The sequence below is a fragment of the Rufibacter roseolus genome (assembly GCF_017916365.1).
GTDB lineage: Bacteria > Bacteroidota > Bacteroidia > Cytophagales > Hymenobacteraceae > Nibribacter > Nibribacter roseolus.
This window is the reverse complement of the sequence record NZ_JAFMSU010000002.1, coordinates 1687185-1712113: the sequence shown is the minus strand read 5'-3', so window position 1 is coordinate 1712113 and position 24929 is coordinate 1687185. Positions and strand designations below refer to the sequence as shown.

Below are 24929 nucleotides of genomic sequence, written 5' to 3'. Positions count from 1 at the left end.
ACCTCTTCCCATTCCGAACAGAGAAGTTAAGCCCCGCCGAGCCGATGGTACTGCGGTCACACGCGGGAGAGTAGGTAGCCGCCAACCCCACCTAAGGCGCCCCCCTTGCGAGAGTAAGGGGGGCGTTCTGCGTTTACAGGAACCAAGGGGAGGAGGAAGGACCTGCCCTTTGGCTGTCCCGGGAATGCCCTGCCGGCTCGCAGGCTTCCCGGCGGTTAGCACTCTTTATTATAGGTGTATACAGAAAGGCCTGCGCTTCCAATTGGAAGAGCAGGCCTTTTTGCGTTATAACAATCATTTTTTGAAAACGGGTCTAAAATGAAGTTGTTATCTCCATTGCAACGATATACTTCTTTGCCCATTTATGTTGATGTGTTTTCAGCTTCTTTTTTAATAAACCAGCAGAAAGTAAAATCTTAATAAGCTTCATATCCTTTTCTCATATTTAGTATCAAAGCAAAAGGCCTACTGTTTCCAAGTTAACAGTAGGCCTTTTCTTTAAAGGTGAATTGACTTTAGTAAAGTGTAATCCCGGTGAAGGTGAAAGGGGTGATCACCCGTAACTCAGCCTTGATTTCATCTGATACATCTAAGGTATCTATAAAGTCCTTGATTGACGATTCAGTGATTTTAGTGTTAGTTCTGGTTAGGGCTTTCAATGCTTCATAGGGTGCTGGGTAGCCTTCTCTACGTAATACGGTCTGGATTGCTTCGGCTACTACGGCCCAGTTTTCCTCCAGGTGATTGTCTAGCGCTTCCCTGTTCAACTGTAATTTGCCAATTCCTTTTTCCAGGGATTTCAAAGCTAACAAAGAATGTGAGACGGGAACCCCAATGTTTCTAAGGACAGTGGAGTCCGTCAAATCTCTTTGCAGTCTGGAAATGGGTAGTTTTTCTGATAGGTAAGCGAAAATAGCATTGGCCATTCCCAGGTTGCCTTCTGCGTTTTCAAAATCAATTGGGTTGACTTTATGCGGCATAGCCGATGAACCAATCTCGCCCTCTTTGATTTTTTGCTTGAAATACCTCATAGAGATGTATTGCCACACATCGCGGGCAAAATCTACCAAAATGGTATTGATTCTTTTGATGTTGTCAAAGAGTGCAGCCAGATGATCATAATGCTCAATCTGGGTAGTCACCTGGCTTCTTTTTAATCTAAGTTTATCCTGGAGGAATTTATTTCCGAAGGTTACCCAGTCAATAGAAGGATAAGCCACAAAGTGGGCGTTGAAGTTACCGGTGGCACCGCCGAATTTACCGGCAAACGGAATCTGCTCTAGTAAAAGAAGTTGTTGTTCCAGACGTTCTACAAATACCTGAATCTCTTTTCCTAGGCGAGTGGGTGATGCAGGCTGTCCATGGGTATGGGCCAGCATGGGAATGTCTTTCCACTCAGTAGCCAAGGTAGTTAAAGTGTCTTTTACCTTGTTAAGGAGTGGTAGGTACTCTTTCTGGATGGCTTCCTGCAGTGACATCGGGATGGCGGTGTTGTTGATGTCCTGGGAGGTGAGGCCGAAATGCACAAACTCCTTTGTTTCTCCTATGCCAAGTTTTTCTAGTTTGTCCTTCAGGAAATACTCTACTGCCTTCACATCATGGTTCGTGACCTTCTCTGTCTCTTTGATGGCCTGGGCGTCTTCTAACGAAAAGTCTTCGTAGATTTTTCGCATATCGGCATAAAGGTTGCTATCAAAGCCTTGCAGCTGAGGCAATGGAAGCTCACAGAGGGAGATAAAGTATTCAACCTCTACAAGAAGGCGGTAACGGATAAGGGCAAATTCAGAGAAGTAGGCAGCAAGCGGCGCTACCTGGTTACGGTAGCGTCCATCTATAGGAGAAATGGCGGTAAGCGCAGTTAAATTCATAAATTCAGATTTTACTCAAAGATATAAAGGAAGATGAGAACCTCTAGCTACCTGAACTTAAACCCAGTTCTTAATCGTTTCTTTTCATAAACCTTGTACTTTGCCCTCCGTAATTACCCAGTTGCGGTGCTAGGAGTTTTTAGGTATCGGGTATTGCGTTACTTTTGCAAGTTGGAGCTAAAATAAAGTATGGCTCTTGATTATAACTAACTATACAAAGCACCTTGTCGAGATTCACAGATTTTTTTGCCAGGAATAAGAAGAAGTTTCTGATTGGGTTGGGGGTATTCGCCTCTGTACTAATATTAGGCTTCGTGGTGTTCCTGCTTAACCGGGAGAAGATTCTAAAGTACGCGGTGGCCAAAGCCATCCAGAAAGTGGAGAATAAATATCCGGCCAAGCTCAGGATCGGGAATGCCCGGTTTGTGGACCTGAACACTGTTTTGGTCACTGATATTGCTTTATTACCCCATGACAGACCAAAATTGCTGCAGATTGATACTGTAGAGGCTACCGTGAGTTTCAGGTCGCTCTTCTTGGGCCGAATGGTATTCAAGCAGTTTGATATGGCACAGGGCGCTATTACGGCCTTCAAGCAGGATAGCGTAGATAACTTCTCATTCCTGTATAAAAAGCAAGCCACCGGAGAAGAAGCAGATTCTACCGCTAAGAAAACCTCCAACTACGGTACATTGCTTAACCGGCTAATAGAGACGGCTTTTGAGAACGTGCCAGATGGGGTGAACTTCAGAAACCTGGCTGTGCTTTTCAAGAATGATGGCCGTACCATAAATATGAACCTCCCAACCATGCTGGTAGAGGACGGGGAGATTAATGCGCGCATGATCATTACCACCGAGGCCCTCACCAACACCATGTATGTGAAAGGAGTTATCGACCCTGATAATTACCTGCTCTCGGCTAAATTCTTTGGCGACAACCAGTCTCGTAGTATAGAGGTTCCTTATATTCAGCAGAAATTTGGGGCTACCATGCGATTTGATACCCTTAGCCTCAGTATCACCGATAAGGTCTACAAAAATAATCAGCTTACCATCAAAGGTGAGTCCAGCGCCTACGGATTGGTGCTGAATCACCCCAAGATTGCGGATGAAAATGTAACAGTGCAGAATGGAGCCATGAAGTACGTCCTGACGTTGGGTGACCATTACTACGCCTTAGGACCAGAGTCTGAGGTGCGCATCAACAAAGCCATTTTCTACCCAGAGGCCACCTATGAAACTCGTCCAAAACGTAAGATTGGGATCAAGATAGATTCACCTGATATTCCGGCTAATGACTTGTTTGCTTCTCTGCCTCCCGGGTTGTTTGATACTTTCCAAGGCGTGCAAGCCACCGGTACGTTCAAGTACCGGATGAATTTCTACGTAGACATGGCCCAGGTAGACAGCCTTAAGTTTGACTCTGATTTGGATGCCTCACCAGACTTCAACATCACCCAGTTTGGGCCGGTAGACTTAAGGAAACTTAACCAGGAGTTTACCCATGCAGTCTATGAGAAAGGCAAAGTGGTGAGAACCTTCCAGGTAGGTCCATCTAACCCTAACTTCACGCCATACGACCAGATCCCGAATCACCTGAAGTACGCCATCCTCACCGCCGAAGACCCGCGTTTCATGACGCACAAAGGTTTCCACGAGGGAGCTTTCCGGCACTCGCTCATCACCAACATCAAAGAGAACTCCTTTGTGCGGGGTGGTAGTACGGTGTCTATGCAGCTGGTGAAAAACGCTTTCCTAACCAGAAAGAAAACCATCACCAGAAAAGTAGAGGAGGCACTCATTGTCTGGATCATGGAGAACCTGAGGCTTACCACCAAAGAACGTATGTTTGAGGTCTACCTTAATATCATTGAGTGGGGACCAAACGTCTACGGGATCAAGGAGGCGGCCCGGTTCTACTTCTCTAAGGAGCCAAGTCAATTGACCCTGGAAGAAAGTCTTTTCCTGGCCAGCATCGTGCCGAAGCCTAAACAGTACCGTACCTATTTTGATGCCTACGGTGGACTGAGAGCTTATCCGAGGTACTTCTTCAAGCTGATCAGCGGGAACATGCTCAAACGTGGGTTAATCTCGCCCTCGCAGGCAGCCAACGTTTCTACCTATGTGAATCTAAGCGGCCGGGCTGGAAGCTTTATCATCCCTAAACCAGACACCACCCATGTGCAGTTAATGGATACCCTGCAACTGGCGCCTATTGACCTACTGGATTTCTAATAACCCCAGGCATAATGAAGAAGAGGCTGCGTTCCGTTGGAGCGCAGCCTCTTCTTTTAGGTACATAACATATTGATTTTGATTATACAGGATTCTGTTTTTAAGCCGTTTCAACTAATTCAGCCCTAAAACAGAAGTGTGATCAGGCTATCCTCTGAAGCAGCAAGGCCCCTGGAGAATAGTTAAGCACTGGTTTCTTCTTCCTGTTCCTGGATGGGAACCACCGGTCCTTCTTTCTTAGGGAATACCAGCGAGAGCAGCACAGAGGTGGTCAGGATGAAAGCTACCACTCCGAGGGCTACCAGCATGTTGATTTCATAGTACCCAGAGATTAGCAACTTTACCCCGATAAAGACCAGAATCAAGGACAGCCCATAATGGAGGTAATGGAAAAGCTGCATGATGCCAGAAAGCGCAAAATAAAGGGCCCGTAACCCAAGCAACGCGAAAACATTGGAGGTATACACAATGAATGGATCCTTAGATATGGCCAGGATTGCTGGGATTGAATCCGCAGCGAAAACAATATCCGTGGTCTCCACCATGATGAGTACCAGGAACAGCGGCGTAGCAAAAAGCGTCTTGTCCAGCTTCACGAAGAAGTTACCCTCATAATGGCGGCTGGTCACCGGCATGTAACGGCTTACGAATTTCACCACAGGGTTGGCCTCTGGGTCAATGTCATCGTCTCCAGCGGAAGTGGCCATCTTGATACCGGTGAACACCAGGAACGCGCCTAGAATGTAGACAATGAAGTGGAACTTGGCCAGCAGGGTAACGCCCACCAGAATGAACACTGCCCTGAAGAACAAAGCCCCCAACACGCCCCAGAAAAGGATTTTATGCTGAAACTTTGAGGGAACCTTAAAGAAATTGAAGATGAGGATAAACACAAAGAGGTTGTCTACGCTCAGGGACTTCTCAATGAGGTAGGCGGTGAGGAACTCCAGGGCCGGGCCGCTGCCCTTCCAGTAATAGATGAGCACGTTGAAAGCTAGGGAGAGAAGAATCCAGAAGGCACTCCACAGCAAAGCCTCTTTTATTTTTACAACGTGCGTTTTCCGGTGGAAAACAAAGAGGTCTAACGCCAGCAGGATCAACACGAATGCATTGAACCCCACCCAAAATAAGATATCTGTATTCACGTATCAGGTAATTGATAAGGTGCAGACAGTATCCATTGGAAGGCAGTTGTTTAGCCCCACTCAGGGGATACCATCATTAAATAGAAAATGAAAGATACGCCTAAACAACCGCAAAACCATGGAAGAAGGGCAAAGCGGCTTCGGTTTTTAAGCTGTTATAAGGAAAACAGACCTTAAACCGCTACCAGCTCACGGCGTTTGAACTGCCGGAAATAGCTGCCTATCTTCATCTGAATCACGCCTATAAATGCCTCCTTGATGATGCCTTTGCTCATTTTAGACTGGCCTTTGGTGCGGTCTGTGAAGATGATGGGCACTTCTTTTATCCTGAAGCCAAATTTATAGGTGAGGAACTTCATCTCAATCTGGAAAGCATAGCCTATGAAGCGGATCTTGTCCAGGTTGATGGTTTCCAGCACCTGCCGGTTATAGCATTTGAAACCTGCGGTAGCGTCATGGATAGGCATGCCGGTGATGAGGCGCACGTAGCGGCTGGCAAAGTAAGAGAGCAACACCCGGCTCATGGGCCAGTTCACCACGTTTACGCCGCTGCTGTAGCGGCTGCCAATGGCCAGGTCATAGCCTTCCACCGCGCAGGTGTTGTACAGGCTCATCAGGTCATTGGGATTGTGCGAGAAATCGGCGTCCATCTCAAAGATGAACTTATAGCCAGCCTGTAGGGCGTATTTAAAACCGTGGATGTAAGCCGTGCCTAAGCCAAGCTTGCCTTTGCGCTGCTCCAGTAAAAGCCGATCGGGGAACTCAGTCTGCAGATGCATCACCGCCTCGGCAGTGCCGTCTGGGGAATTGTCATCTACAATAAGGACATGGAAAGGGTGGGGCAATGAAAAGACCTTACGGATTATTGCTTCAATGTTTTCTATTTCATTGTAGGTCGGGATGACCACCACGGACTCTTTCATCCCCCAAATATAGCCTATAAGGCCTTAAGGGAGGGAAGGGCGCTGGGAAAAAATTTTCTGGGCCAGCTGTTTCGCATAGCGCACGCAATCCGGAATGGCTGGTCCGGCAACCCAGTTGGTGCAGGCATACAGTTGGTCCTGCTCCAGCAAGCCAAGCATGAGGTGCACATCGGTGATGAAGATATCGGCTTGCGGAAGCGCCGAGGGCCAACGGTAACAATGCTGAAACACTGGCAGAGTGGCGGAGATACTGTAGTTCTCCGTGAGTTCCTCATGTACCCGCAGCAGGATCTCAGCCTCAGGTAAACTGGCGAACTCGGCGGCCTGGCTGCCGCCTACATAGGAGGAGAACAGGACCTCATCATCCGGGCAGATGCGGGGGAAAAGCGCGCTGCTCCAGACCGTGCCAGAGCTGAAGGGCTGCTCTTTCTGCGGATGCATGGCGCCCAATCCATCCAACGGAAACCCAATGGCATGTTTGCGGTAGGCGGTATGCACCACCGTCATGGGCGCATAGGAAACGTTGTGCAGAGCCGCTGCCAGACCAGGGGTGGTGAAGTCCAGCAGTTCTGCGGCAGCGTGGGCCGGTAAAGCCACCACTACAGCGTCAAACTCCTCATCGGCTAAACCCTCTACATCGTGCCTGATGCTGAGCAGGTATTTCCCTTTTGTCTTATGGATCATCTCCACTTTGTGGTCAACGTGCAGAGACACCAGTTTAGAGGCGATGGCCTCAGGAAGTGTCTGCAGCCCGTTGAGGAGCGAGACAACCTGTTTGCGCGGAAGGTCTACCTGCAGGTCAAGGGCTTTGAGCACTGAGCCGTGCTGGCGCTCCATTTCCTTAAGTGCCGGGAATGTTTTCTCCAGCAAGAGTTTATCGGGGTCTCCGCCGTACATGCCGGCCACCATGGGTTTCACCAGGTAGTCCACCACTTCCTGGCCGAAGCGGCGCTTGAAGAAGTGGCTCACGGTTTCCTCAGGCACCTCCTGCGGCGGTAATTTCACCTCCTGGGTGATTTTCAGTTTGGTGCGCCAATGGAAAAAGGAGTCCAGAAGCAGACGCCGGGGCGAGGAGGGGAGGCAGTGGTATTCCCCGTCTTTCCTGATGTAGCGGTCCTGGCTTCTGGTGGCGGGTCTTATGACTTCGTCCTCCAGCTTGAGTTCCTGGATCAACTCCTCCAATTCCTCGTTCATCTGCAGCGAGTGTGGCCCCAGCTCCAAATGGTAAGCCCCTTTCTGCACGCTCTTGATAACGCCGCCCACCTGGGGTTCGCTTTCAAAAAGGTCATAGCGTATCCCTAGCTTCTGGAGATAGTAAGCCAATGCCAATCCTGAAATTCCGGCGCCTATGATTGCTACTCGCATGAGGGGACAAATTGAGATGTTCTTTCGTACGCAGAAGTGAGCTTCCAGTTTATATCTATTTTGGATAAAATAAGGCAAAAATCCATTTTCCTGTGAAAAGCCTCACCGGTTCTACCTATTTTTGGACGAATGGAGAATGAGCAACAACATTTAAAAAGGAAAGCCGTCTTCCTGGACCGCGACGGGGTCCTGAACGTGGAAAGGGGAGACTATACCTGGCGCACCCAGGACTTTGAGGTCTGTGCCGGCGTGCCCGAAGCCTTGGCCTTACTCAAGGAAATGGGCTATTTACTTATTGTGGTCACGAACCAGGCAGGCATCACCAAAGGCCTGTATTCCAAAGCCGATGTACTGGCCTGCCACCAGAAACTGCAGGACGCCTGCGGGCAGCTTCTGGATGATCTTTATATGGCACCCGGTCACCCATCGGTTTCTGAGTCCCTTTCCCGCAAGCCAGATAGCCTCATGCTGGAGCGGGCCATTGCTAAGTACAATTTAGCCCCAATAGCCTGCTGGCTCGTGGGAGACCAGCCCCGGGATATTCAGGCCGCCGCTAAATGCGGGATCTCTGGGATATTGGTGGGTCCACATCCGTCAGGCACGCACGTGCAGCAGGAAAGAGATTTGCTGGCCGCCGCTCAGTGGATTGCAAGCCAGACCAAATAGGAGAATAAGGGAATTCTGTTTAAGAGTCATTTTCCTGAAAACAGGGCTAAAACGCCATGGGTAAACTGGCTGTTTATGTCCCATTTTCAGAAAGCACCATAAAAAGAAAGGCCCGGAAGCTGACTTCCGGGCCTTCAATAAGATTATATTAAATCAGAAGAACGTTATCCGTTCACTTTGTTCGTTTGCGGAGTCTTGGCAACAGCTTTCGCCATTACTTTTTGCTCCACCGAGCGATCAGATTTTTGTGAATAGGCGGGGCAAGTAGACGATTTGCAGGATGCAAAGCCCAACATACAGATTGAAGCGAATAAAAAGAGGTTCTTCATATTATTAATTATACAACATATAGGTATTCTACTTCAAATCTACAGTTTTTGTTTAGGATTATTATTCTTTTGAAGAAATATTTCTTAATCCTTATATCCAAGTATTTGAAGCATGGAATCCACGTCCTGCTCCTCGGCAAAAACCCATGACTTCAACTCGCCATTTGCCTCGCGGTCAATAATGATATGCTTGGGCGAGGGAATCAAACAATGCTTGATTCCGCCGTACCCGCTCAGGCTTTCCTGGTAGGCGCCCGTGTGGAAGAATCCAATATACTGCGGCTCTGGTTGCTCTTTCTGGATCTTAGGCAAGAACACCTGGAAAGAGTGCATCTCAGAGTTGTAGTAGTCCTGGCTGTCGCAGGTAAGGCCGCCAATGTTCAGGCGCTGGTAGTTTTTATCCCAGTTGTTCAAGGCCAGCAGAATATAGCGTTGGTTCAGGGCCCAGGTATCCGGCAGGTTGGTGATGAACGAACCGTCAATCATGTACCACAGCTCTTTGTCATTCTGCAGTTTGGTATCCAGGATGGAGTACACGTGCGCGCCGCTTTCCCCCACGGTATAGATCCCGAACTCGGTGAAGATGTTCGGCTCCGGCACCCCTTCTGCTTTGCAGATGTTCTGGATGGTGCGCAGAATCTCCTCAATCATGTACCGATAGTTGTAGTCAAACTGGATAGAGGTCTTGATAGGGAAACCGCCGCCAATGTCAATGGTGTCCAGCTCAGGGCACAGCTTCTTCATCTCGCAGTACTTGTGCACAAAACGGCTCAGTTCTGACCAGTAGTAAGAAGTATCCTTAATGCCCGTATTGATAAAATAGTGAAGCATCTTCAGCTTGAACTTAGGATTATTCGCTATCTTGGTTTTATACAGGTCTACTACGTCATTGTAGTTGATACCCAAACGCGAGGTGTAGAACTGGAACTTAGGCTCTTCGTCAGAGGCCAGCCTGATGCCCACCTGGCACTCGCCGGTTACGTGTTGCTCATAGTGGTCAATCTCGCCTAGGTGGTCCAGCACCGGGGTTACGTTCTTGAAGCCGTCATTGAGCATAGAGGTGATGTGGTCACGGTAGAGCTCGCGCTTGAAGCCGTTGCACACCACAAACACGTCTTTGTTCACCTTGCCTTTTTCGTACAGGGCCCGGATGATGGGCATGTCAAAGGAAGACGAGGTCTCAATATGGATGTCATTCTTCAAGGCCTCTTCCAGTACAAAAGAGAAGTGCGATGACTTGGTGCAGTAGCAGTAGGTGTAGGTACCCTGGTAATTCAGCTTCTCCATGGACTCCCGGAAAAGGATTTTAGCCTTCTGTATCTGGGAGCTGATTTTAGGCAAATAAGTGAGGCGCAACGGGGTGCCGTATTGCTTCACCAGTTCCATCATAGGGATGCCGTTGAAATATAGTTCGTTATCGTGAACGGTGAATTCCTCAGTGGGGAAATCAAAGGTTTGGTGTATTAGGTCTGTGTATTTATCCATTATAATCTAAAGGGCTATCCCCAACGGATAGCGTGCGAAATTGCTTGTATTTTACCATCTTTGCAAAAACTAGTTTCCGTTTTGCATGAAAAAAATCAGACTGATAGAAGTGAAATCTGAGCTTGGGGCGGGCACTCGCGGAGCTAGTTTGGGCGTAGATGCCCTCAAAATCGCATGCCTGAACAAACAGTCAGATTATTTCAAACGGTTCACCGCCGTGGAGGTGCCTAACCTCAATGACGTGCTGTTTGAAAAAAACCTGTTCCCGTACGCCAAATACATTGACAGTGTGCTGCAGACGTACAAACGCATCAGTAACACTGTTGAACAAACATTAGAGCTGGGAATGTTCCCGTTGGTGCTGGCCGGAGACCATTCAAATGCGGGCGGTACCATTGCCGGCATCAAGGCCGCTTACCCAGATAAAACGCTGGGGGTGATCTGGGTAGATGCCCACGCCGATATCCACTCGCCGTACACCACGCCCTCCGGTAACATGCACGGCATGCCGTTGGCGGTTTCCCTGTCTGAGGACAACCTGGAGCGCAAGGTAAACGACCCAGACCCCGAGACCATCTTCTTCTGGGAGGCCCTCAAGAAAGTAGGCACAGACCAGCCCAAGATCAAACACCAGCACATTGTCTACATCGTGACCCGCAGCTATGAGAAGCCCGAGGTCTACCTGTTTGACAAGCACAACATCAAAAACTTCACCTACCCAGAGGTGATGGCCAAAGGCATTGAGCAAGTTGCCGAGGAAGCCCTGAATCGCCTGCGGGACTGTGATATCATCTATGTCTCCTTTGACGTGGACAGCCTGGACTCCAAGTTCTCTAAAGGTACCGGTACCCCGGTAGAGGTGGGCCTGAACGTGGCCCAGGCCAAAGAACTGTGTTACCTTTTGGTGAGCCACCCGAAGGTGATTTGCTTTGAGATGGTGGAGATCAACCCCACCCTGGACGCAGAGAATACCATGGCGCAGAACGCCTTTGAAATATTAGAACACACTACAGAAGCTATTCAGGACCGGTTGGCCAAAGAGGCACAGTCGGTACCCATGGCTTAATTGACAGATGAAACAACTTGAAACCCAGATTGCCCAGGCGCTGAGCCAGGCTTTACAAGATACTTTCCAGCATACGCTCCCCGCAGAGCAGATCAATTTACAACCCACGCGCAAAGAGTTTGCCGGCACTTTCACGTTTGTGACCTTCCCGCTCACCAAAGCGTTGGGCAAAGGCCCCGAACAGATCGGGCAGGCCCTGGGCGAGGCCCTCAAGCAAAATGCGCCCCAGGTAGCGGGCTACAACGTGGTCAAAGGTTTCCTGAACATTGAGATCAAAGACAGCGTGTGGCTGCAGCAGTTCTCTGAGCAGGTTTCCGGTTTGGGGGCTAATTTGGCAGAAACAGGCCCTAAACAGAAAGTGATCGTAGAGTACTCCTCGCCTAACACGAACAAGCCGCTGCACCTGGGCCATTTGCGCAATAACTTCCTGGGTTACTCCGTAGCCGAGATCCTGAAAGCAGCCGGCCGTGAGGTCATTAAAGCTAACCTGGTGAACGACCGCGGTATCCACATCTGCAAGTCCATGATTGCCTATGAGAAATTCGGGCAGGGGGAGACCCCGCAGAGTGCCGGCATCAAAGGCGACCACCTGGTGGGTAAGTACTACGTGGAGTTTGACAAAGCCTACAAGCAGGAGATTGACCAGCTGGTAGCGCAGGGGGTGGACAAGGAGCAAGCCAAAAAGCAGGCCCCACTCATGCTGGAAACCCAGGAAATGCTCCAGAAATGGGAACAGCAGGACCCTGAGACCATCGCCCTGTGGGAGAAGATGAACGGCTGGGTGTACGAGGGCTTCACTTCCACCTACCAGAACATCGGGGTGGACTTTGATAAGTTCTACTATGAGTCTGGTACCTATCTCTTAGGAAAGGACCGCGTAGAGGAAGGCCTGGAGAAAGGCGTCTTCTACAGAAAACCGGACGGCTCCGTATGGATTGACCTCACTGAGGAAGGCCTGGACGAGAAACTGGTGCTCCGCGCCGACGGTACGTCTGTGTACATCACGCAGGACCTCGGCACCGCCGAACTCAAATACCAGGATTTCCACTACGACCAATCTGTGTACGTGGTAGCCGATGAGCAGAACTACCACTTCCAGGTACTCAAAGCCATCCTGAAGAAACTGCAGAAACCTTACGCCGACGGCATTTATCACCTGTCTTACGGCATGGTGGACCTGCCCAGCGGCAAGATGAAATCCCGCGAGGGAACCGTGGTGGACGCCGATGAACTGGTGGAGGAGATGATTGACACCGCCCGTCAGAAAACCGATGAGCTGGGCAAGATTGAGGGTTTCACCCCGGAGGAGGCGCAGAAACTCTACCATACACTGGCCATGGGCGCGCTCAAGTACTTCCTGCTGAAGGTAGACCCCAAAAAGCGGATGCTGTTCAACCCCGAGGAGTCCATTGACTTCAAAGGTAACACCGGTCCGTTCATCCAGTACACCCACGCCCGTATTGCCGCCATCCAGCGCAAAGCGAACGAGCTGGGCATTTCGGCTATCGCCGATGCTTTTGCCGGGGTGGAACAATTGCACGAGACCGAGCGCGAGGTATTGGTGCTGCTGAACTACGCAGACTCCATCATTGACGAGGCGGCCCGCAACTACGCGCCGTCTATCATTGCACAGTACGCCTTTGACGTTGCCAAGGCCTACAACCGTTTCTATACCGAGGTTCCCATTTTCCAGGAGACCAACCCGCAGGTGCTGAGTTTCCGGATCGCCCTCTCTGCGCAGGTGGCCAAAACTCTGAAACTGGTGATGGGCTTGCTGGGGATTTCGGTACCGGAGCGGATGTAATTTGCCTAAGGGGCAAAGATCAGAGAATCAGAAGAGAAGCCGGAAACGTTAAAGGAGGAAGGCCGGGATTGCTTTAGGCCGGTTTTGGGGAAAACAGCTCTAAAACGGAGAAGCCTTCTTCCTTGGCTTGACAGAGAAGTAACAGAACATATTTTATACATAACGGTTAAGGAAATAAACCATTTGCATTATGCTTCAGCTTGTAACCCTATTCTCGCTTTCTCTCATGATGGCCTGCTCTTCGCCGGCTGCCAAGACCCCGGAGACACCAACCGCAACCAACATGAATACAGCCACGGCCTCTTCCTCTATCTATGACATTCCGTTGAAGACCATTGACGGAAAAGACACCAGCCTGAAGAAATACAAAGGCAAGAAGGTACTCATTGTGAATGTCGCCTCCGAGTGTGGTTTCACGCCGCAATACGCAGACCTGGAGAAACTCCACAAACTGCATGGCGATAAAGTGGTGGTGCTGGGTTTCCCGGCCAATGACTTTGGCGGTCAGGAGAAAGGCTCCAACGAGGAAATCGCCCAGTTCTGCCAGAAGAACTTTGGGGTAACCTTCCCGATGTTCCAGAAAGCCTCTGTGGTAGGCGCCGAGCAGCAGCCGCTCTACAAGTGGCTCACCAGCAAAGAAGCCAATGGCAGCAACACCAGCGCCCCTTCCTGGAACTTCTGCAAGTACCTCATCAGCGAAGAAGGCCAAATCATCAAATTCTATCCTTCCAAAGTTTCTCCTCTGAGCGAGGAGTTGCTGCGTGACATCAATAGCTAATAGTTTTAAGTGGATTTAGAGATAACGGCCCCAAAACGGCCAACAGCGGGCACGTGGGTATCGGCTTTCCGATTACGCACGCTGCCCCTTTCTTTGTCTTGTATTGGCATGGGCGGTTTCCTGGCTGCCGCCGACCATCTTTCCCGGTGGCCGGTATTGCTGCTGTGCGTCCTGACCACCCTGTTCCTGCAAATCCTGTCTAACCTGGCCAACGACTACGGAGACACCAAACACGGCGCCGATAGCCTACACCGCGAAGGGCCGAAACGGGCCGTGCAGGCCGGGCAGATCTCACCCGGGCAGATGCGAACCGCCATTATCGTATTCAGTCTTTTGTCCTTGGTTTCCGGTATAGGATTGCTGTGGGTAGCTTTGGGAACTTCTGGGCTTTACCTGTTCCTGTTTTTCCTGCTCTTGGGTATTAGCGCTATCTGGGCGGCCATTGGCTACACAAACGGCGGCAAGCCTTACGGCTATGCCGGATTGGGCGATATCTCGGTTTTCTTCTTCTTCGGTTGGGTAGGGGTGCTGGGGACTTATTTTCTGCAGACCGAGCACATTTTCTCAGAACTGCTGCTGCCAGCCTCTAGCCTGGGCTTCTTCTCGGCGGCCGTCCTGAACGTGAACAACATCCGCGATATTAAGTCAGATGAGTTGGCGGGCAAACGGTCGGTGCCGGTGCGGTTGGGTGCTTTGCGGGCCCGGCGTTACCACATGTTGTTGCTGCTAGCGGGCATCCTGTGCACGGTGGTGTTTGTCTGGGTGCGGGAGAACGCGACCTATTGGCCCTGGCTTTTCCTGGGTTCCCTGCCGCTGCTGATCTTCAACGGCCGCGAGGTGAAACGCCGCCAAACGCCCGCGCAACTGGACCCGCTCCTGAAACAGATGGCCCTTTCTACCCTTTGCTTTGTATTGCTGCTGGGTATCGGGCTGCTGCTGGATAGATAATTACAGCTGATTGCCAAAAGAAACGCCCCTGTTCTAAGGCCGATTTCACAAAATCGGCCTTAGAACAGGGGCGTTAAACTTTATGGTGGGCTCTGATTTACTCTGCTGAAGCAGCGGGCGGAGCTTGGGTTACCTGGCCTCCTTCCGTAGCTCTTGAGCCGGCTGGCTTTTTACGACGCTTTTTCTTACGCTTTATTGCTTCTCCTTCACCTCTGGGTGCCTGTGGTTGCCCTTCTGCCCGGGGCGGTCGGGGCGTGGTACCTTCAGCGGGAGCAGCACCGGCTGGTTTCTCGCCGCGGGGTTTGCCGTCTCTTCTCCGGTTGTTGTCGCGGCTTCCGCTGCCCTCGCGGCGTCTGCCTTCGGGACGACCGCCTTCTGGTTTGGCGCCTCTTCCTTCCGGTCTGCCTCCCCGGCCTCGGCCACCACCTCTTTTGCTGTTGCCTACCGGGTCAAAAGCCGGGCCTTCGCCCAGGCCCTCGGGTAAAGGCAGTTTAGGCAGCTCGCGCTCAATCAGCTTCTCTATCTTTACCAGGCGTTCCTGGTCCTGCTCGTTTACGAAGGTGATGGCGGTACCGGAAGTCTCGGCGCGGGCTGTCCGCCCGATGCGGTGCACATAATCCTCCGCGTCCTGGGGCACGTCAAAGTTCACCACGTGGCTGATGCCTTCCACGTCAATCCCGCGGGACATCACGTCAGTGGCCACCAACACCTGAAGCTGCTTGTTCCGGAAACGCTGGAGGGTGGCCTCACGCTCATCTTGGGTACGGTCAGAACTGATACCTTCGGCCTCGAAGCCCATTTTCTGCAAAGAGCGCACAATGTCGTTCACGGCGTTCTTACGGGAAGTGAACAGAATCATGGTCTGGATCTGCTCGTCTTTGAGGATGTGCTGCAGCACCCGTAGTTTCTGGTTATCATACACCAGGTAAATACGCTGGTCTATGTTGGCTGCCGGCTTGGAAATGGAAAGGCTGATCTCCTCGGGGGTCTGCAGAATCTGCTTCGCGAAATTCCGGATTTTAGGCGGCATGGTTGCCGAGAACATCAAGGTCTGGCGGTCTTTGGGTAGTTGGGAGATGATCTTCATAAGATCATCCATAAAGCCCATGTCCAGCATTTTATCGGCCTCGTCCAGGATCAGGTACTTCAGTTGGTCCAGTTTCACGTAGCCCATCTGCATGTGCGCGATCAGGCGCCCTGGCGTGGCCACTATGATGTCTGCGCCGCTGGTGAGGGCCTTCTTCTGCTGGTCCCAGTTCTGGGCGTTGTTGCCCCCGTAAATGGCAATGGAGGTGGCACCGGTGAAATAGCTCAAGCCCTCTACCTGGTCATCTATCTGCTTGGCCAGCTCGCGGGTGGGTACCAACACCAGGGTGCTGGTGAAATCATATTTGGCCTCGGTGATCTTGCTGAGCGTAGGCACCAGAAAGGCGGCCGTCTTACCAGTACCTGTCTGGGCGCAGGCGATCAGATCCTTTGATTCTAATATGTGCGGGATGGCCTGGGCCTGGATAGGAGTTGCCTGTTTATAACCCATGGACCGAATACCTTCCAGTAAGTCGGGCTGTAGGTTGAAATCATCAAATGTAACACTCATTGTTCTGTATCTTCTTGTAAGCCAGCGGTGCAATTATGCTGGCCCTTGTATTAAGGTCTGTAAAGATAGTCTTTTCTGCCAATTGGTTTGGAGTTGTTTATGAACAAAGAGCCTCAAAACGGAAGTAATTTATCATTTATATATACTTGTTGAATTGTATACAAATTGCACTATATAGAATTTGTAGATAAGATTTTTAAAGGAAGGTTGTTGTAAATATACAATATGAAAAACCCACTGTTTTGGCTGAAAACCCCGTGAATATAGGTTTTTTGGCTTGAAAAAGGGTATTTAATATGATATTTTAAAGAACCTATTTGTAACATTTTTTTAAAATGCAATTGCGTGAAACCGCAAGTTTAAGCCTCCGTTAAAGCGTGTATAGAAAGAAATTGAAAATAACTAAGTTAGCAAACCTTACATACACTATGAAACAAGCTTTACTTCCCTCCCTTTGCAAATCAGATTAAGTTTAGGTAGTAAATAGATTTATTACCAAGCAAGCTTAAAAATTTAATACCCGCCTAAACCGCAATTTAGGTTCACGGGACAACTACGTCTAATCTACATCCAATTTACCTTAAATACTCCTATCATGAAAAGAACTGTACTTTCATGGGCAAGCACCCTTATGCTTATACTTTTCGGTTTTATAAGTCAGGCGCAAGCCCAATGCTCCGGCTCCAATGAGTGCTTTGACTTTAAACTGGTGAGCGCCACCGCGGTAAATGCCACTACCACCCGCCTCACTTTCTCCGTTAAAACCAACTGCGACAAAGACCTGAGCAACGTGGCCTTTGAGCTGCCAGTGGGCATGAAAGCCGCTAACCCTAAGGGAACCAAATACAACTACACTGTTGAGAACCCTACCAACAATCCTTTCTACTCAGTGAAGTTTGAAGGCAAGGGCATTAGCGGGTACAAGAATGGGGTGGAGGATGTGTTCTCTTATGAGGTAAACACTGCGGCCTACAACCTGATGCCTTCTCTCCGCATCCAGGCCAAAGCCGGTCAGAACGTGGGTACCGTAACTTTCAACCCTAAGAATTGCGGCTCTTCCAACAACGGCGGCGGTAACAATAACGGTGGTAACAACGGCGGAAATACCGGCGGTAACAACGGTGGTAACAACGGCGGTGGAAACTGCAGTGATTCTCAGCCAAGACCAATCATGGGCGACCAGCATCCTTGCCCTGGTGATGTGATCACTTATTGCATTGAGAATGACCGTAATTATACTTCTTTTGAGTGGGATGTGCCAAGAGCGCACGCCGGTGAGCCGCCAGTAGGCTGGGTGATCTTATCTGGACAGGGTACTAAATGTGTGACTGTAAGAGTAGGTCAGAAAAGCGGTACCATGAAAGTGAAAGTGAATGACCCTGTTTGCGGTACCAAAGTAGCCACCCTGCCTGTTAAACCAGGTAAAAACTTTGAAGTAACCATTTCAGGCCCTGTTTCTATCTGTGTAAAACAACCACAAACCTATACAGCTTCTATCAAGAAAGCGCAAGGAAACGGCAACATCAAAAATAATGAGTTCATCTACAACTGGACTGTTCCTGCAGATTGGAAAATCCAAAGCGGACAAGGCACAGATAAAATTGTGGTAATCCCTGGATCTACTGACGGTGAAGTGAACCTGTATGTGAGTGACAACGCTAAAGTAAGCGGTAACGGCAACAACGGAAACGGAGTGGGGGGATACAAGAAAGGCTACTGCGGTACAGCTTCTGATGGAATCTACGTTGAAACGAAAGAGAATTGCGGTGTAACACCAACTTGCCTAACTATCAAAGTAGATATTACCGGTAAATCGCAGTTCTGCAAAGGAGATGTGCTTACTTTTGATGCAGTAGTTGATGGAGTCGCAAATGCAAAAACCAATGGCGGGGTAGGTACTTCTACCTGGAGTAAACAAAACAAGAAAAACTCTGAAGTTGAGTATGCCTATAACTGGACAGTGCCAACTGGCTGGGAAGTTGTGTCAGGTCAGGGTACTAGCCAGTTGGTTGTAAGAGCCGGAACAAGTGCAGGAAACGTAGCAGTGTCGGTAGCTGCCAAGAAGAAGAAAGACCCTTCATATTGCGGAAATGGATCAGATAACCACCCGGTAACTGTAAGCCCAGTATGCGGTTCTTGCCCTAAACCAGAGCTTGAGGTAGACGGTCCTTCAGAAGTATGCCATGCCACTGATGACAGATATACATTCAGAGTAAAGAATCCTAAGCTTGGGGTGAAATATCACTTCTACCTGCCAGAAGAATTTACAGTAGTGGAAAGCGGCAATGGATTTGTAACGATAGATGTTAACTCAGCTAACAATGATACTACCTTGTATGTGACAGTTGTCGCTATCAACGCAAACAACTGTGGTGCCGAGGCAGTTTGCCTGAAAGTTGATGTGAAAGACTGCGGAACAACTCCTCCATGTGTGATGCCTAAAGTTGCCCTGGTTGCTCCAGACACTATCTGTAACTTAGCCGATGAGCCAACCACCATTAGAGTAGCTGAAATGCAGGAAGGCGTTACCTACACCTTCACCGTACCAGAAGGGTTCATCGTGCTGGATGAAGGCGCAGGATACGTAACCGTGGTAGCAGTGTTTGAAGAAGCCCAATTAGGTCAGGCACAAACCATCTCGGTAACTGCCACCAACGAGTGCGGCACCCAGACAGCCAACGCTTCAATTGTAGTAGCAGACTGCGGACTTGGAAACCCCCTTCCTGTAACACTTACCAGATTTGAAGGATCTTCTCGCAGCGGCGCCGTAGTATTGGCCTGGAGCACAGCTTCTGAGAAAAACAACGACCGCTTTGAGATTGAGCGCAGCATCAACGGTAAAGACTTCAAGAAAGTGGGTGAAGTGAAAGGAAACGGAAACTCAACTGCCACCGTGGACTATTCTTACACAGATCGCAGTGCAGCCTCCGGAACCGTTTACTACCGCCTGAGACAAGTTGACTTTGACAATGCCTTTGAATACTCCAAAGTGATTGCAGTAAGCCACGCCGCCACTGCCAGCAGCAATGCCGCAGTAAGTGTATACCCTAACCCGGTAACAGATGGCAGAGTGAGCATCCGCTTCCAGGATCAAGTGAAAGGCAGTGCCACAGTTCGTCTGGTAGACATGAGCGGCAGAGTGCTTCACACCCAGGAGGTAGCCAGCGTAGAAGGCGAGATTGCCCTGAACCTGACCAACCTTAACCTGAAAGCCGGTATCTACCTGATCTCAGTAAATGCCAACGGCCAGAACACTACTCAGCGCGTGATGGTGAGATAAAAGAAAAGAGTGATAGGATGTTAAACAGGCAGCGACCAAAAGTCGCTGCCTGTTTCCGTTTTAGGGCTGTTTTTGCCAAACTACCGGTTTTGTAGAAAGGAAGCTGTTAAAGTGGGGCGAGGGTTGTAGTGGTGAGGGGAGTAACCAATGAATTCAAGATGAAGGATATCTCCGGTAATGGAATTAGAAGGGCAAATGCTGGATAACTCATTCTTAATAAAAACAGCCTGGGTGCTCTGTTGTCTCTATTATAATTGTATTGAAATCATTCTGGGGTAGGAGGTTGTAGGTCTGCATTTGGGTGTTGCATCTATTAGAAGCGTCATATATTGAATATTTAAGATTTAGGGGATTTTAGCCCAAAATCTTCTATAAATACATTTAAGGCAGGGTGTGTAATGTACTTTGTAAAGAAAATATTTGTGCTATAGACTGAAAGTGCAATTTTGGTGCAACCACAGTTTTTAGGTGTCGTTAAAGAATATAGATTGTATTTAACCAAAATAGACTGAGTTTCAAACCTATAACGATTGAGGCGATGGCAAAAACTGTACTTTCCCCCTGATAACTTCTGATTAAGCCCAGTGCTATAGACAATTTATAGTTGATCTGGCTTTGCCCTTTTTTCCTTCCCCTCCTCCCTGGCCGAGGATATTGAATACGTGTGTCTTAATCACATCCTTTTTACTATCCAATTATTCTCCTATCATGAAAAGAACTTTACTTTCATGGGCTGGTACCTTATTGTTTTTACTTTTTGGTCTAATTACCCAGGTGCAGGCCCAGTGCTCCGGATCCAAATCTGACGAATGCTTTGATTTCAATTTCAAAGGTGTTACCAAAAACACCAATGGAACGGTTACACTTTCCTTCGGGGTGAGAGTGAACTGCAACCGTGACCTTAGCCATGCCTCCTTTGAATTGCCCAGCGGTGCGAAGGCCATTTCTGCTACCGGTCCTTCCAATGGGTATGAGAACGGCACTAAAAATCCTTTCTATTCCATTAAATTCAACACCGGTTCTGGTTACAAAAACGGCAGAACCGCTGATTTTTCTTACACCATCTCCGGGGCGGATTTCAGCCGTATGACTTCACTAAGAGCCGAGGCCAAAGCTTCTACCACTGTAGGGATGGTTTCCTTTGATCTGAAAGGTTGTACAACCAACAGCGGAGGAAACGATGATGGTGGCAATGGTAACGGTGGTGGAAACGGCAATGGAAACGGCAATGGAAACGGCGGCAACAATGGCGGTGGTAACGGTAATGGCGGTGGAAACAACGGTGGCGGCAATGGTGGCGGTAATAATGGAGGAGGTAACGGCGGCGGTAATGGTGGCAACAACTGTAATGAGTCGCAGCCGAGACCAATAGAAGGCCCTGCCAGTCCTTGCCCAGGTGAAACCGTAGAGTACTCCATTGCAAATGAATATACTTCCTATGCCTGGGATGTGCCCAGAGCGCAAGATAACACGCCTGTCAAGGGCTGGGAAATTGTAAGCGGCCAGGGTACCAACAAGGTGAAAGTGAAAGTGGGGATGAAAAACGGTACCATGAAGGTGACCGTGAACCATGCGGCCTGCGGCACCAAAGTGGCAACCCTGCCTGTGAAACCTGGCAAAGCAGTAGCAGTGTCCATTCAAGGTGATGCTAATTTCTGCCCCGGAGACGTGCTGGTTTACAAGGCATCTGCCGGTAAGGTGAACGGAAATGGCAATGGTAACGGAAATGGAAACAACAAATCATATGACTTCTCCTGGTCTGTGCCAACCGGATGGACCATTGTGTCAGGTCAGAACACCAACACCCTGATTGTGAAAGCGGGGGCAGCGGCCGGCGATGTATCTGTGTCCATTGCCAGTAACCCTAAAAAGAACAAAGCAATCTGTGAGGCCGGTGATGCAACGGTGGCCGTTAAACTCAAGGCAAATTGTGGCTCCTGCGCCAAACCAGACCTTACCGTGACTTCTCCTTCTGTGGTGTGCTCTTCCGGTGAAAAAATCTATAAGATTGCGGTAGAAGACAGAGATCCGCTAGGCAAGGTGAAATACCAGTTCTTCCTGCCAGAAGAATTCCAGATTGTGTCTCAGGGTTACGGCTACGTGAACATCATGGTGAACAACGCCAAGCCAGATTCAACCCTCTTTGTGACCGTGGTAGCCGTGAATGGAAATAACTGTGGCGCCGAGGCGGTCTGCAAGCCAGTGAACGTAGAAGATTGCGGCTCAACCGGTGGGTGCACCAAACCATCCGTGGCCCTGGTAGCCCCAGATTCTGTCTGCAACCTAGCCGATGAGCCAACTACCATCAGGGTAGCGCAGATGCAGAGCGGGGTAACCTACACTTTTGATGTACCGGAAGGCTTCATTGTTCTGGAAGAAGGACCCGGGTACGTGACCGTGGTGGCCGTGTTTGAAGAATCGCAGTTAGGTCAGCCGTACACCTTTAGGGTAACCGCTACCAATGAGTGCGCCAGCAGTGTGGCAGAAGAGTCTGTTGTGGTGAAAGATTGCGGTAACGGTAACCCGCTGCCAGTAACGCTCACCAGATTTGAGGGTGCCTCTCGCAACGGGGCGGTGGAACTGGCCTGGAGCACAGCCTCTGAGATCAACAACGACCGCTTTGAGATTGAGCGCAGCGCCAACGGCAAGGACTTCAGGAAAGTGGGCGAAGTGAAAGGCAACGGTAACTCCTCCGCGCTGGTTGACTACGCATACACAGACCGAGGGGCAGCCTCCGGAACCGTGTACTACCGCCTGAGACAAGTTGACTTTGACGGTGCCTTTGAGTTCTCCAAAGTCATTGCAGTGAGCCACAATGCCGGAGCGGCCAGTCAGGCAGCGGTGAGCGTGTTCCCTAACCCGGTAACAGACGGTAGAGTAGGTATCCGGTTCCAGGAAGTGGTGAATGGCGGCGCCACCATCAGGTTAGCCGATCTGAGCGGACGGGTGCTGCACAGCCAGCAACTGAGCAACGTAGCCTCAGACATAGACTTGAACTTAACCGGATTGAACCTGAGGTCTGGTATCTACACCCTCTCCATCACCGCCAATGGAAGAAGCACCACCCAGCGGATAGTGATCCGGTAAAAATAGAATTGGATTGATAGGATGCTAAGTAGGCAGCGATCTTTGGTCGCTGCCTACTTTTTTTATGGACCTGCCAGGGCAGGGTGGTTGCGTTTGTTCTTTTTTGCCCATTTTTGGAAAAACAGCATTAAAACGCATGGATTCAGACAAAGGGCTTTTTCAAAATCTGGTGGTAGTGGAGTTTGCGAGTGTGTTGGCCGGGCCCAGCGTAGGTCAGTTCTTCGCGGAGATGGGCGCCGAGGTGATAAAGATTGAAAGCCCCAAAACCCAGGGAGACGTGACCCGTCGCTGGAAACTGCCTTCAGAAAGTCCTTCCAATTCCGTGTCGGCGTACTTTGCCTCCGCTAACTGGGGGAAGAAATCCGTGGTGCTGGACTTGTCCAGTGAAGAAGGGAAAGAATTGGTCTATAAGATTATCACCGGGGCAGATGTGGCGCTGGTCAGTTTCAAACCCGGCGATGCCGAAAAGCTGCAGATGGATTATGCCACGCTGTCACAACACAACCCCAGGCTGCTGTATGGCCATATCACCGGGTATGGGAGCGAGGTGCCCCGGGCGGGATATGACGCCGTATTGCAGGCCGAGGCAGGTTTTATGTTCCTTAACGGGGAACCAGATGGTCCGCCCGTGAAAATGCCCGTGGCTTTGATTGACCTTCTGGCTGCCCATCAGCTTAAGGAAGGACTCTTAGCCGGGCTTTACCGAAGAGAGAAAACCGGGTTGGGGCAGTACATAGAGGTTTCACTTCTCAAGGCAGCCATCTCCTCCCTGGCCAACCAGGCCACCAATTTCCTGGTAGGAGGGATAGATCCGCAGAGAATGGGCTCAGAGCATCCTAATATCGTGCCCTACGGCACTGTTTATCGCACCGAAGACGGTAAAGAGGTGGTTTTGGCCGTTGGCGATGACCGGCAGTTCCAGGCACTCTGCCGGGTTCTGGGCGAGCCGGAGCTGGCCCAGAATGACCAATATCAGACCAACTGGCAGCGGGTCCTTCACCGGGATTCTCTCAACCATAAGCTTCGGGAGTTGGTCTCCAGGGTTCCGCAGAAAGAACTTCTGGAGGCTTTGGTAGCACAGCATGTTCCGGCCGGGGCGGTGCATTCCGTATCAGAGGCTCTGACTCAGCCATTGGTGCAGTCTCAGTTGCTGACAAACGGAGAAGGGAAGCCCCAAGGGGTGCGGCAGATTGCTTTTACAGGGCCAGCATCTACGCATTTTGCTATTTCTGAGCCGCCCCGCCTTGGGCAGCATACCTGGCAGGTGCTACAGGAAAAAACGGGTGTTTCTGGCTCAGAAATGCAGGAACTAGCCCAAAAGAAACTTATCTTCCCGGCTGAATCAGGAAATTTATAACCTAAAGTCCTTGCGGAAAGTACTATTAAAGATGCATTGCCTTTGCGGGCACAGCAATATGTCTTACGAAACGGTGTACCATGGAAGATAGAATTGAGACCATTTTTGAGGGATTGCGGCAGAAGTCAACAACCAAGCAAGCTATTTTCAGAAATACCCGCACCATTTTTGAGCAACTAAGAGCCTGTTCTATTGAGTTGGTGGATAATCTTAGGAAAAGAATAAACGAGGTAGATTCCAACGTGGTCATTGAATACCGCAGCATCAATGACTTTGAGTTCCATATTAAATTTTCCGGCGACCTGCTCATGTTTGTGATGCACTCCAACGTGATCACCCTTCCCGAGGACCATGAACTCATGAAGAGCCGCTATGTGGATGAAGACTTCCGCCGCCGATTCTTCGGGCACATCATGGCCTACAACTTCATGGCAGATTCCATCAAATACAACCGCCTGAACGATCCCGGCTATCTGCTGGGTCGGGTGCTCATCAACATAGAAAATCACTTCTACCTGGAAGGCGTGAAGCAGCTTGACCTCACCTACAATGACATGGCCAGAAACGTGATTACCGAGGAAACGCTTCGGCTCTTCATTGAAAGCGCCATGGTGGCCTCCGTGAACAATGACCTTATCGCCCCGGATGTAGAGGAAATCAGGAAAATAACTGTGAAGCAGAAACTGGAGGAACAGCAGGTGAGTACCCCGCAGAAAGTAGGTTTCTCCTTTAGTTACCAACGTAAACCCAACGTGTATTAGTAGCACGTATCAGGTTGCAGGACGAACGATAATAAAGCAGCCCGGCCCGGAAGGAATATAATCCTTCCGGGCCGGGCTGCTTTTGGCCCTATCAATTAAAGAAGGATGTTTGTCTCTTGCCAAGGCAAGTTAAGTTTCCCTGTTTAAAGGCCGATTTTAGAAAATTAGCCTGGAAATGGAAATGCCCAGAAAAGCCGAAGGTCTCAGTTTTAGGCTCATTTTTTAGGAAACGA

At 49.9% G+C, this 24929-nt stretch carries 16 protein-coding genes and 1 rRNA gene; 11 read left to right on the top strand and 6 right to left on the bottom strand.

The window, feature by feature from the left end; genetic code table 11:
• Nucleotides 1-87 (top strand): 5S ribosomal RNA (gene rrf, locus J3P35_RS15910); the annotation flags it as partial.
• A 428-nt stretch (nt 88-515) separates the two neighbouring features.
• Here rrf and purB read toward each other — a convergent pair.
• Nucleotides 516-1868, bottom strand: a complete 1353-nt coding sequence (gene purB / locus J3P35_RS15905) for an adenylosuccinate lyase (RefSeq protein ID WP_210465544.1) — start codon at nt 1866-1868, stop codon at nt 516-518.
• 224 nt (nt 1869-2092) lie between these two features.
• On the opposite strand from purB, the gene J3P35_RS15900 reads away from it, so the two are divergent.
• A complete protein-coding gene (locus J3P35_RS15900) occupies nt 2093-4105 on the top strand; it encodes a biosynthetic peptidoglycan transglycosylase (RefSeq protein WP_210465543.1) in 2013 nt (670 codons plus the stop codon).
• Nucleotides 4106-4287: 182 nt separating this feature from the next.
• Here the strand turns inward: J3P35_RS15900 and J3P35_RS15895 are convergent, their stop codons facing one another.
• The 3 genes from J3P35_RS15895 to hemG all read right to left on the bottom strand — a co-directional run bounded on the left by J3P35_RS15895 (nt 4288) and on the right by hemG (nt 7538).
• Nucleotides 4288-5250, bottom strand: coding sequence for a TerC family protein (locus tag J3P35_RS15895; RefSeq protein ID WP_210465542.1), 963 nt, complete (start codon nt 5248-5250; stop codon nt 4288-4290).
• Between the two features lie 173 nt (nt 5251-5423).
• Entirely contained in the window at nt 5424-6173 is a 750-nt protein-coding gene (locus tag J3P35_RS15890) for a polyprenol monophosphomannose synthase (protein WP_210465541.1), read from the bottom strand.
• Nucleotides 6174-6197: 24 nt separating this feature from the next.
• Entirely contained in the window at nt 6198-7538 is a 1341-nt protein-coding gene (hemG, locus tag J3P35_RS15885) for a protoporphyrinogen oxidase (RefSeq protein WP_210465540.1), read from the bottom strand.
• A gap of 129 nt (nt 7539-7667) precedes the next feature.
• Between hemG and J3P35_RS15880 the strand changes: the two genes are divergently transcribed.
• Nucleotides 7668-8204 carry a D-glycero-alpha-D-manno-heptose-1,7-bisphosphate 7-phosphatase gene (locus J3P35_RS15880; protein WP_210465539.1) on the top strand — a complete coding sequence of 179 codons (537 nt, stop codon included), beginning with the start codon at nt 7668-7670 and terminating at the stop codon, nt 8202-8204.
• Nucleotides 8205-8617: 413 nt separating this feature from the next.
• On the opposite strand, the gene J3P35_RS15875 is transcribed toward J3P35_RS15880, so the two are convergent.
• Nucleotides 8618-10018, bottom strand: a complete 1401-nt coding sequence (locus J3P35_RS15875) for a type III PLP-dependent enzyme domain-containing protein (protein ID WP_210465538.1) — start codon at nt 10016-10018, stop codon at nt 8618-8620.
• Nucleotides 10019-10103: 85 nt separating this feature from the next.
• On the opposite strand from J3P35_RS15875, the gene J3P35_RS15870 reads away from it, so the two are divergent.
• The 4 genes from J3P35_RS15870 to J3P35_RS15855 all read left to right on the top strand — a co-directional run bounded on the left by J3P35_RS15870 (nt 10104) and on the right by J3P35_RS15855 (nt 14614).
• On the top strand, nt 10104-11084 hold the full coding sequence (locus J3P35_RS15870) for an arginase (protein ID WP_210465537.1): 981 nt from the start codon (nt 10104-10106) through the stop codon (nt 11082-11084).
• Between the two features lie 7 nt (nt 11085-11091).
• Entirely contained in the window at nt 11092-12888 is a 1797-nt protein-coding gene (argS, locus tag J3P35_RS15865; RefSeq protein WP_210465536.1) for an arginine--tRNA ligase, read from the top strand.
• A gap of 190 nt (nt 12889-13078) precedes the next feature.
• A complete protein-coding gene (locus J3P35_RS15860) occupies nt 13079-13666 on the top strand; it encodes a glutathione peroxidase (protein ID WP_210465535.1) in 588 nt (195 codons plus the stop codon).
• A gap of 9 nt (nt 13667-13675) precedes the next feature.
• Nucleotides 13676-14614: a 1,4-dihydroxy-2-naphthoate polyprenyltransferase gene (locus J3P35_RS15855; protein ID WP_317195395.1), complete on the top strand. Its 939-nt coding sequence runs from the start codon at nt 13676-13678 to the stop codon at nt 14612-14614.
• 97 nt (nt 14615-14711) lie between these two features.
• Here the strand turns inward: J3P35_RS15855 and J3P35_RS15850 are convergent, their stop codons facing one another.
• The gene (locus tag J3P35_RS15850) at nt 14712-16211 is read right to left on the bottom strand and encodes a DEAD/DEAH box helicase (protein WP_246850254.1); all 1500 of its coding nucleotides are present in this window, start codon (nt 16209-16211) and stop codon (nt 14712-14714) included.
• 631 nt (nt 16212-16842) lie between these two features.
• On the opposite strand from J3P35_RS15850, the gene J3P35_RS15845 reads away from it, so the two are divergent.
• From J3P35_RS15845 to J3P35_RS15830, 4 genes are all read left to right on the top strand, one after another.
• The gene (locus J3P35_RS15845) at nt 16843-19491 is read left to right on the top strand and encodes a T9SS type A sorting domain-containing protein (RefSeq protein ID WP_210465534.1); all 2649 of its coding nucleotides are present in this window, start codon (nt 16843-16845) and stop codon (nt 19489-19491) included.
• A 708-nt stretch (nt 19492-20199) separates the two neighbouring features.
• A complete protein-coding gene (locus J3P35_RS15840) occupies nt 20200-22578 on the top strand; it encodes a T9SS type A sorting domain-containing protein (RefSeq protein ID WP_210465533.1) in 2379 nt (792 codons plus the stop codon).
• Nucleotides 22579-22714: 136 nt separating this feature from the next.
• Nucleotides 22715-23935, top strand: coding sequence for a CaiB/BaiF CoA transferase family protein (locus J3P35_RS15835; protein WP_210465532.1), 1221 nt, complete (start codon nt 22715-22717; stop codon nt 23933-23935).
• Between the two features lie 80 nt (nt 23936-24015).
• On the top strand, nt 24016-24696 hold the full coding sequence (locus J3P35_RS15830; protein WP_210465531.1) for a hypothetical protein: 681 nt from the start codon (nt 24016-24018) through the stop codon (nt 24694-24696).
• Nucleotides 24697-24929: the final 233 nt, after the last annotated feature.

Excerpts from the sequence above, each read along its gene's own strand:
- purB (WP_210465544.1), bottom strand. The coding sequence starts at position 1,868 with ATGAATTTAACTGCGCTTACCGCCATTTCTCCTATAGATGGACGCTAC.
- J3P35_RS15890 (WP_210465541.1), bottom strand. The coding sequence starts at position 6,173 with ATGAAAGAGTCCGTGGTGGTCATCCCGACCTACAATGAAATAGAAAAC.
- hemG (WP_210465540.1), bottom strand. The coding sequence starts at position 7,538 with ATGCGAGTAGCAATCATAGGCGCCGGAATTTCAGGATTGGCATTGGCT.
- J3P35_RS15880 (WP_210465539.1), top strand. The coding sequence starts at position 7,668 with ATGGAGAATGAGCAACAACATTTAAAAAGGAAAGCCGTCTTCCTGGAC.
- J3P35_RS15875 (WP_210465538.1), bottom strand. The coding sequence starts at position 10,018 with ATGGATAAATACACAGACCTAATACACCAAACCTTTGATTTCCCCACT.
- J3P35_RS15870 (WP_210465537.1), top strand. The coding sequence starts at position 10,104 with ATGAAAAAAATCAGACTGATAGAAGTGAAATCTGAGCTTGGGGCGGGC.
- argS (WP_210465536.1), top strand. The coding sequence starts at position 11,092 with ATGAAACAACTTGAAACCCAGATTGCCCAGGCGCTGAGCCAGGCTTTA.
- J3P35_RS15860 (WP_210465535.1), top strand. The coding sequence starts at position 13,079 with ATGCTTCAGCTTGTAACCCTATTCTCGCTTTCTCTCATGATGGCCTGC.
- J3P35_RS15850 (WP_246850254.1), bottom strand. The coding sequence starts at position 16,211 with ATGAGTGTTACATTTGATGATTTCAACCTACAGCCCGACTTACTGGAA.
- J3P35_RS15845 (WP_210465534.1), top strand. The coding sequence starts at position 16,843 with ATGCTTATACTTTTCGGTTTTATAAGTCAGGCGCAAGCCCAATGCTCC.
- J3P35_RS15840 (WP_210465533.1), top strand. The coding sequence starts at position 20,200 with ATGAAAAGAACTTTACTTTCATGGGCTGGTACCTTATTGTTTTTACTT.
- J3P35_RS15835 (WP_210465532.1), top strand. The coding sequence starts at position 22,715 with ATGGATTCAGACAAAGGGCTTTTTCAAAATCTGGTGGTAGTGGAGTTT.
- J3P35_RS15830 (WP_210465531.1), top strand. The coding sequence starts at position 24,016 with ATGGAAGATAGAATTGAGACCATTTTTGAGGGATTGCGGCAGAAGTCA.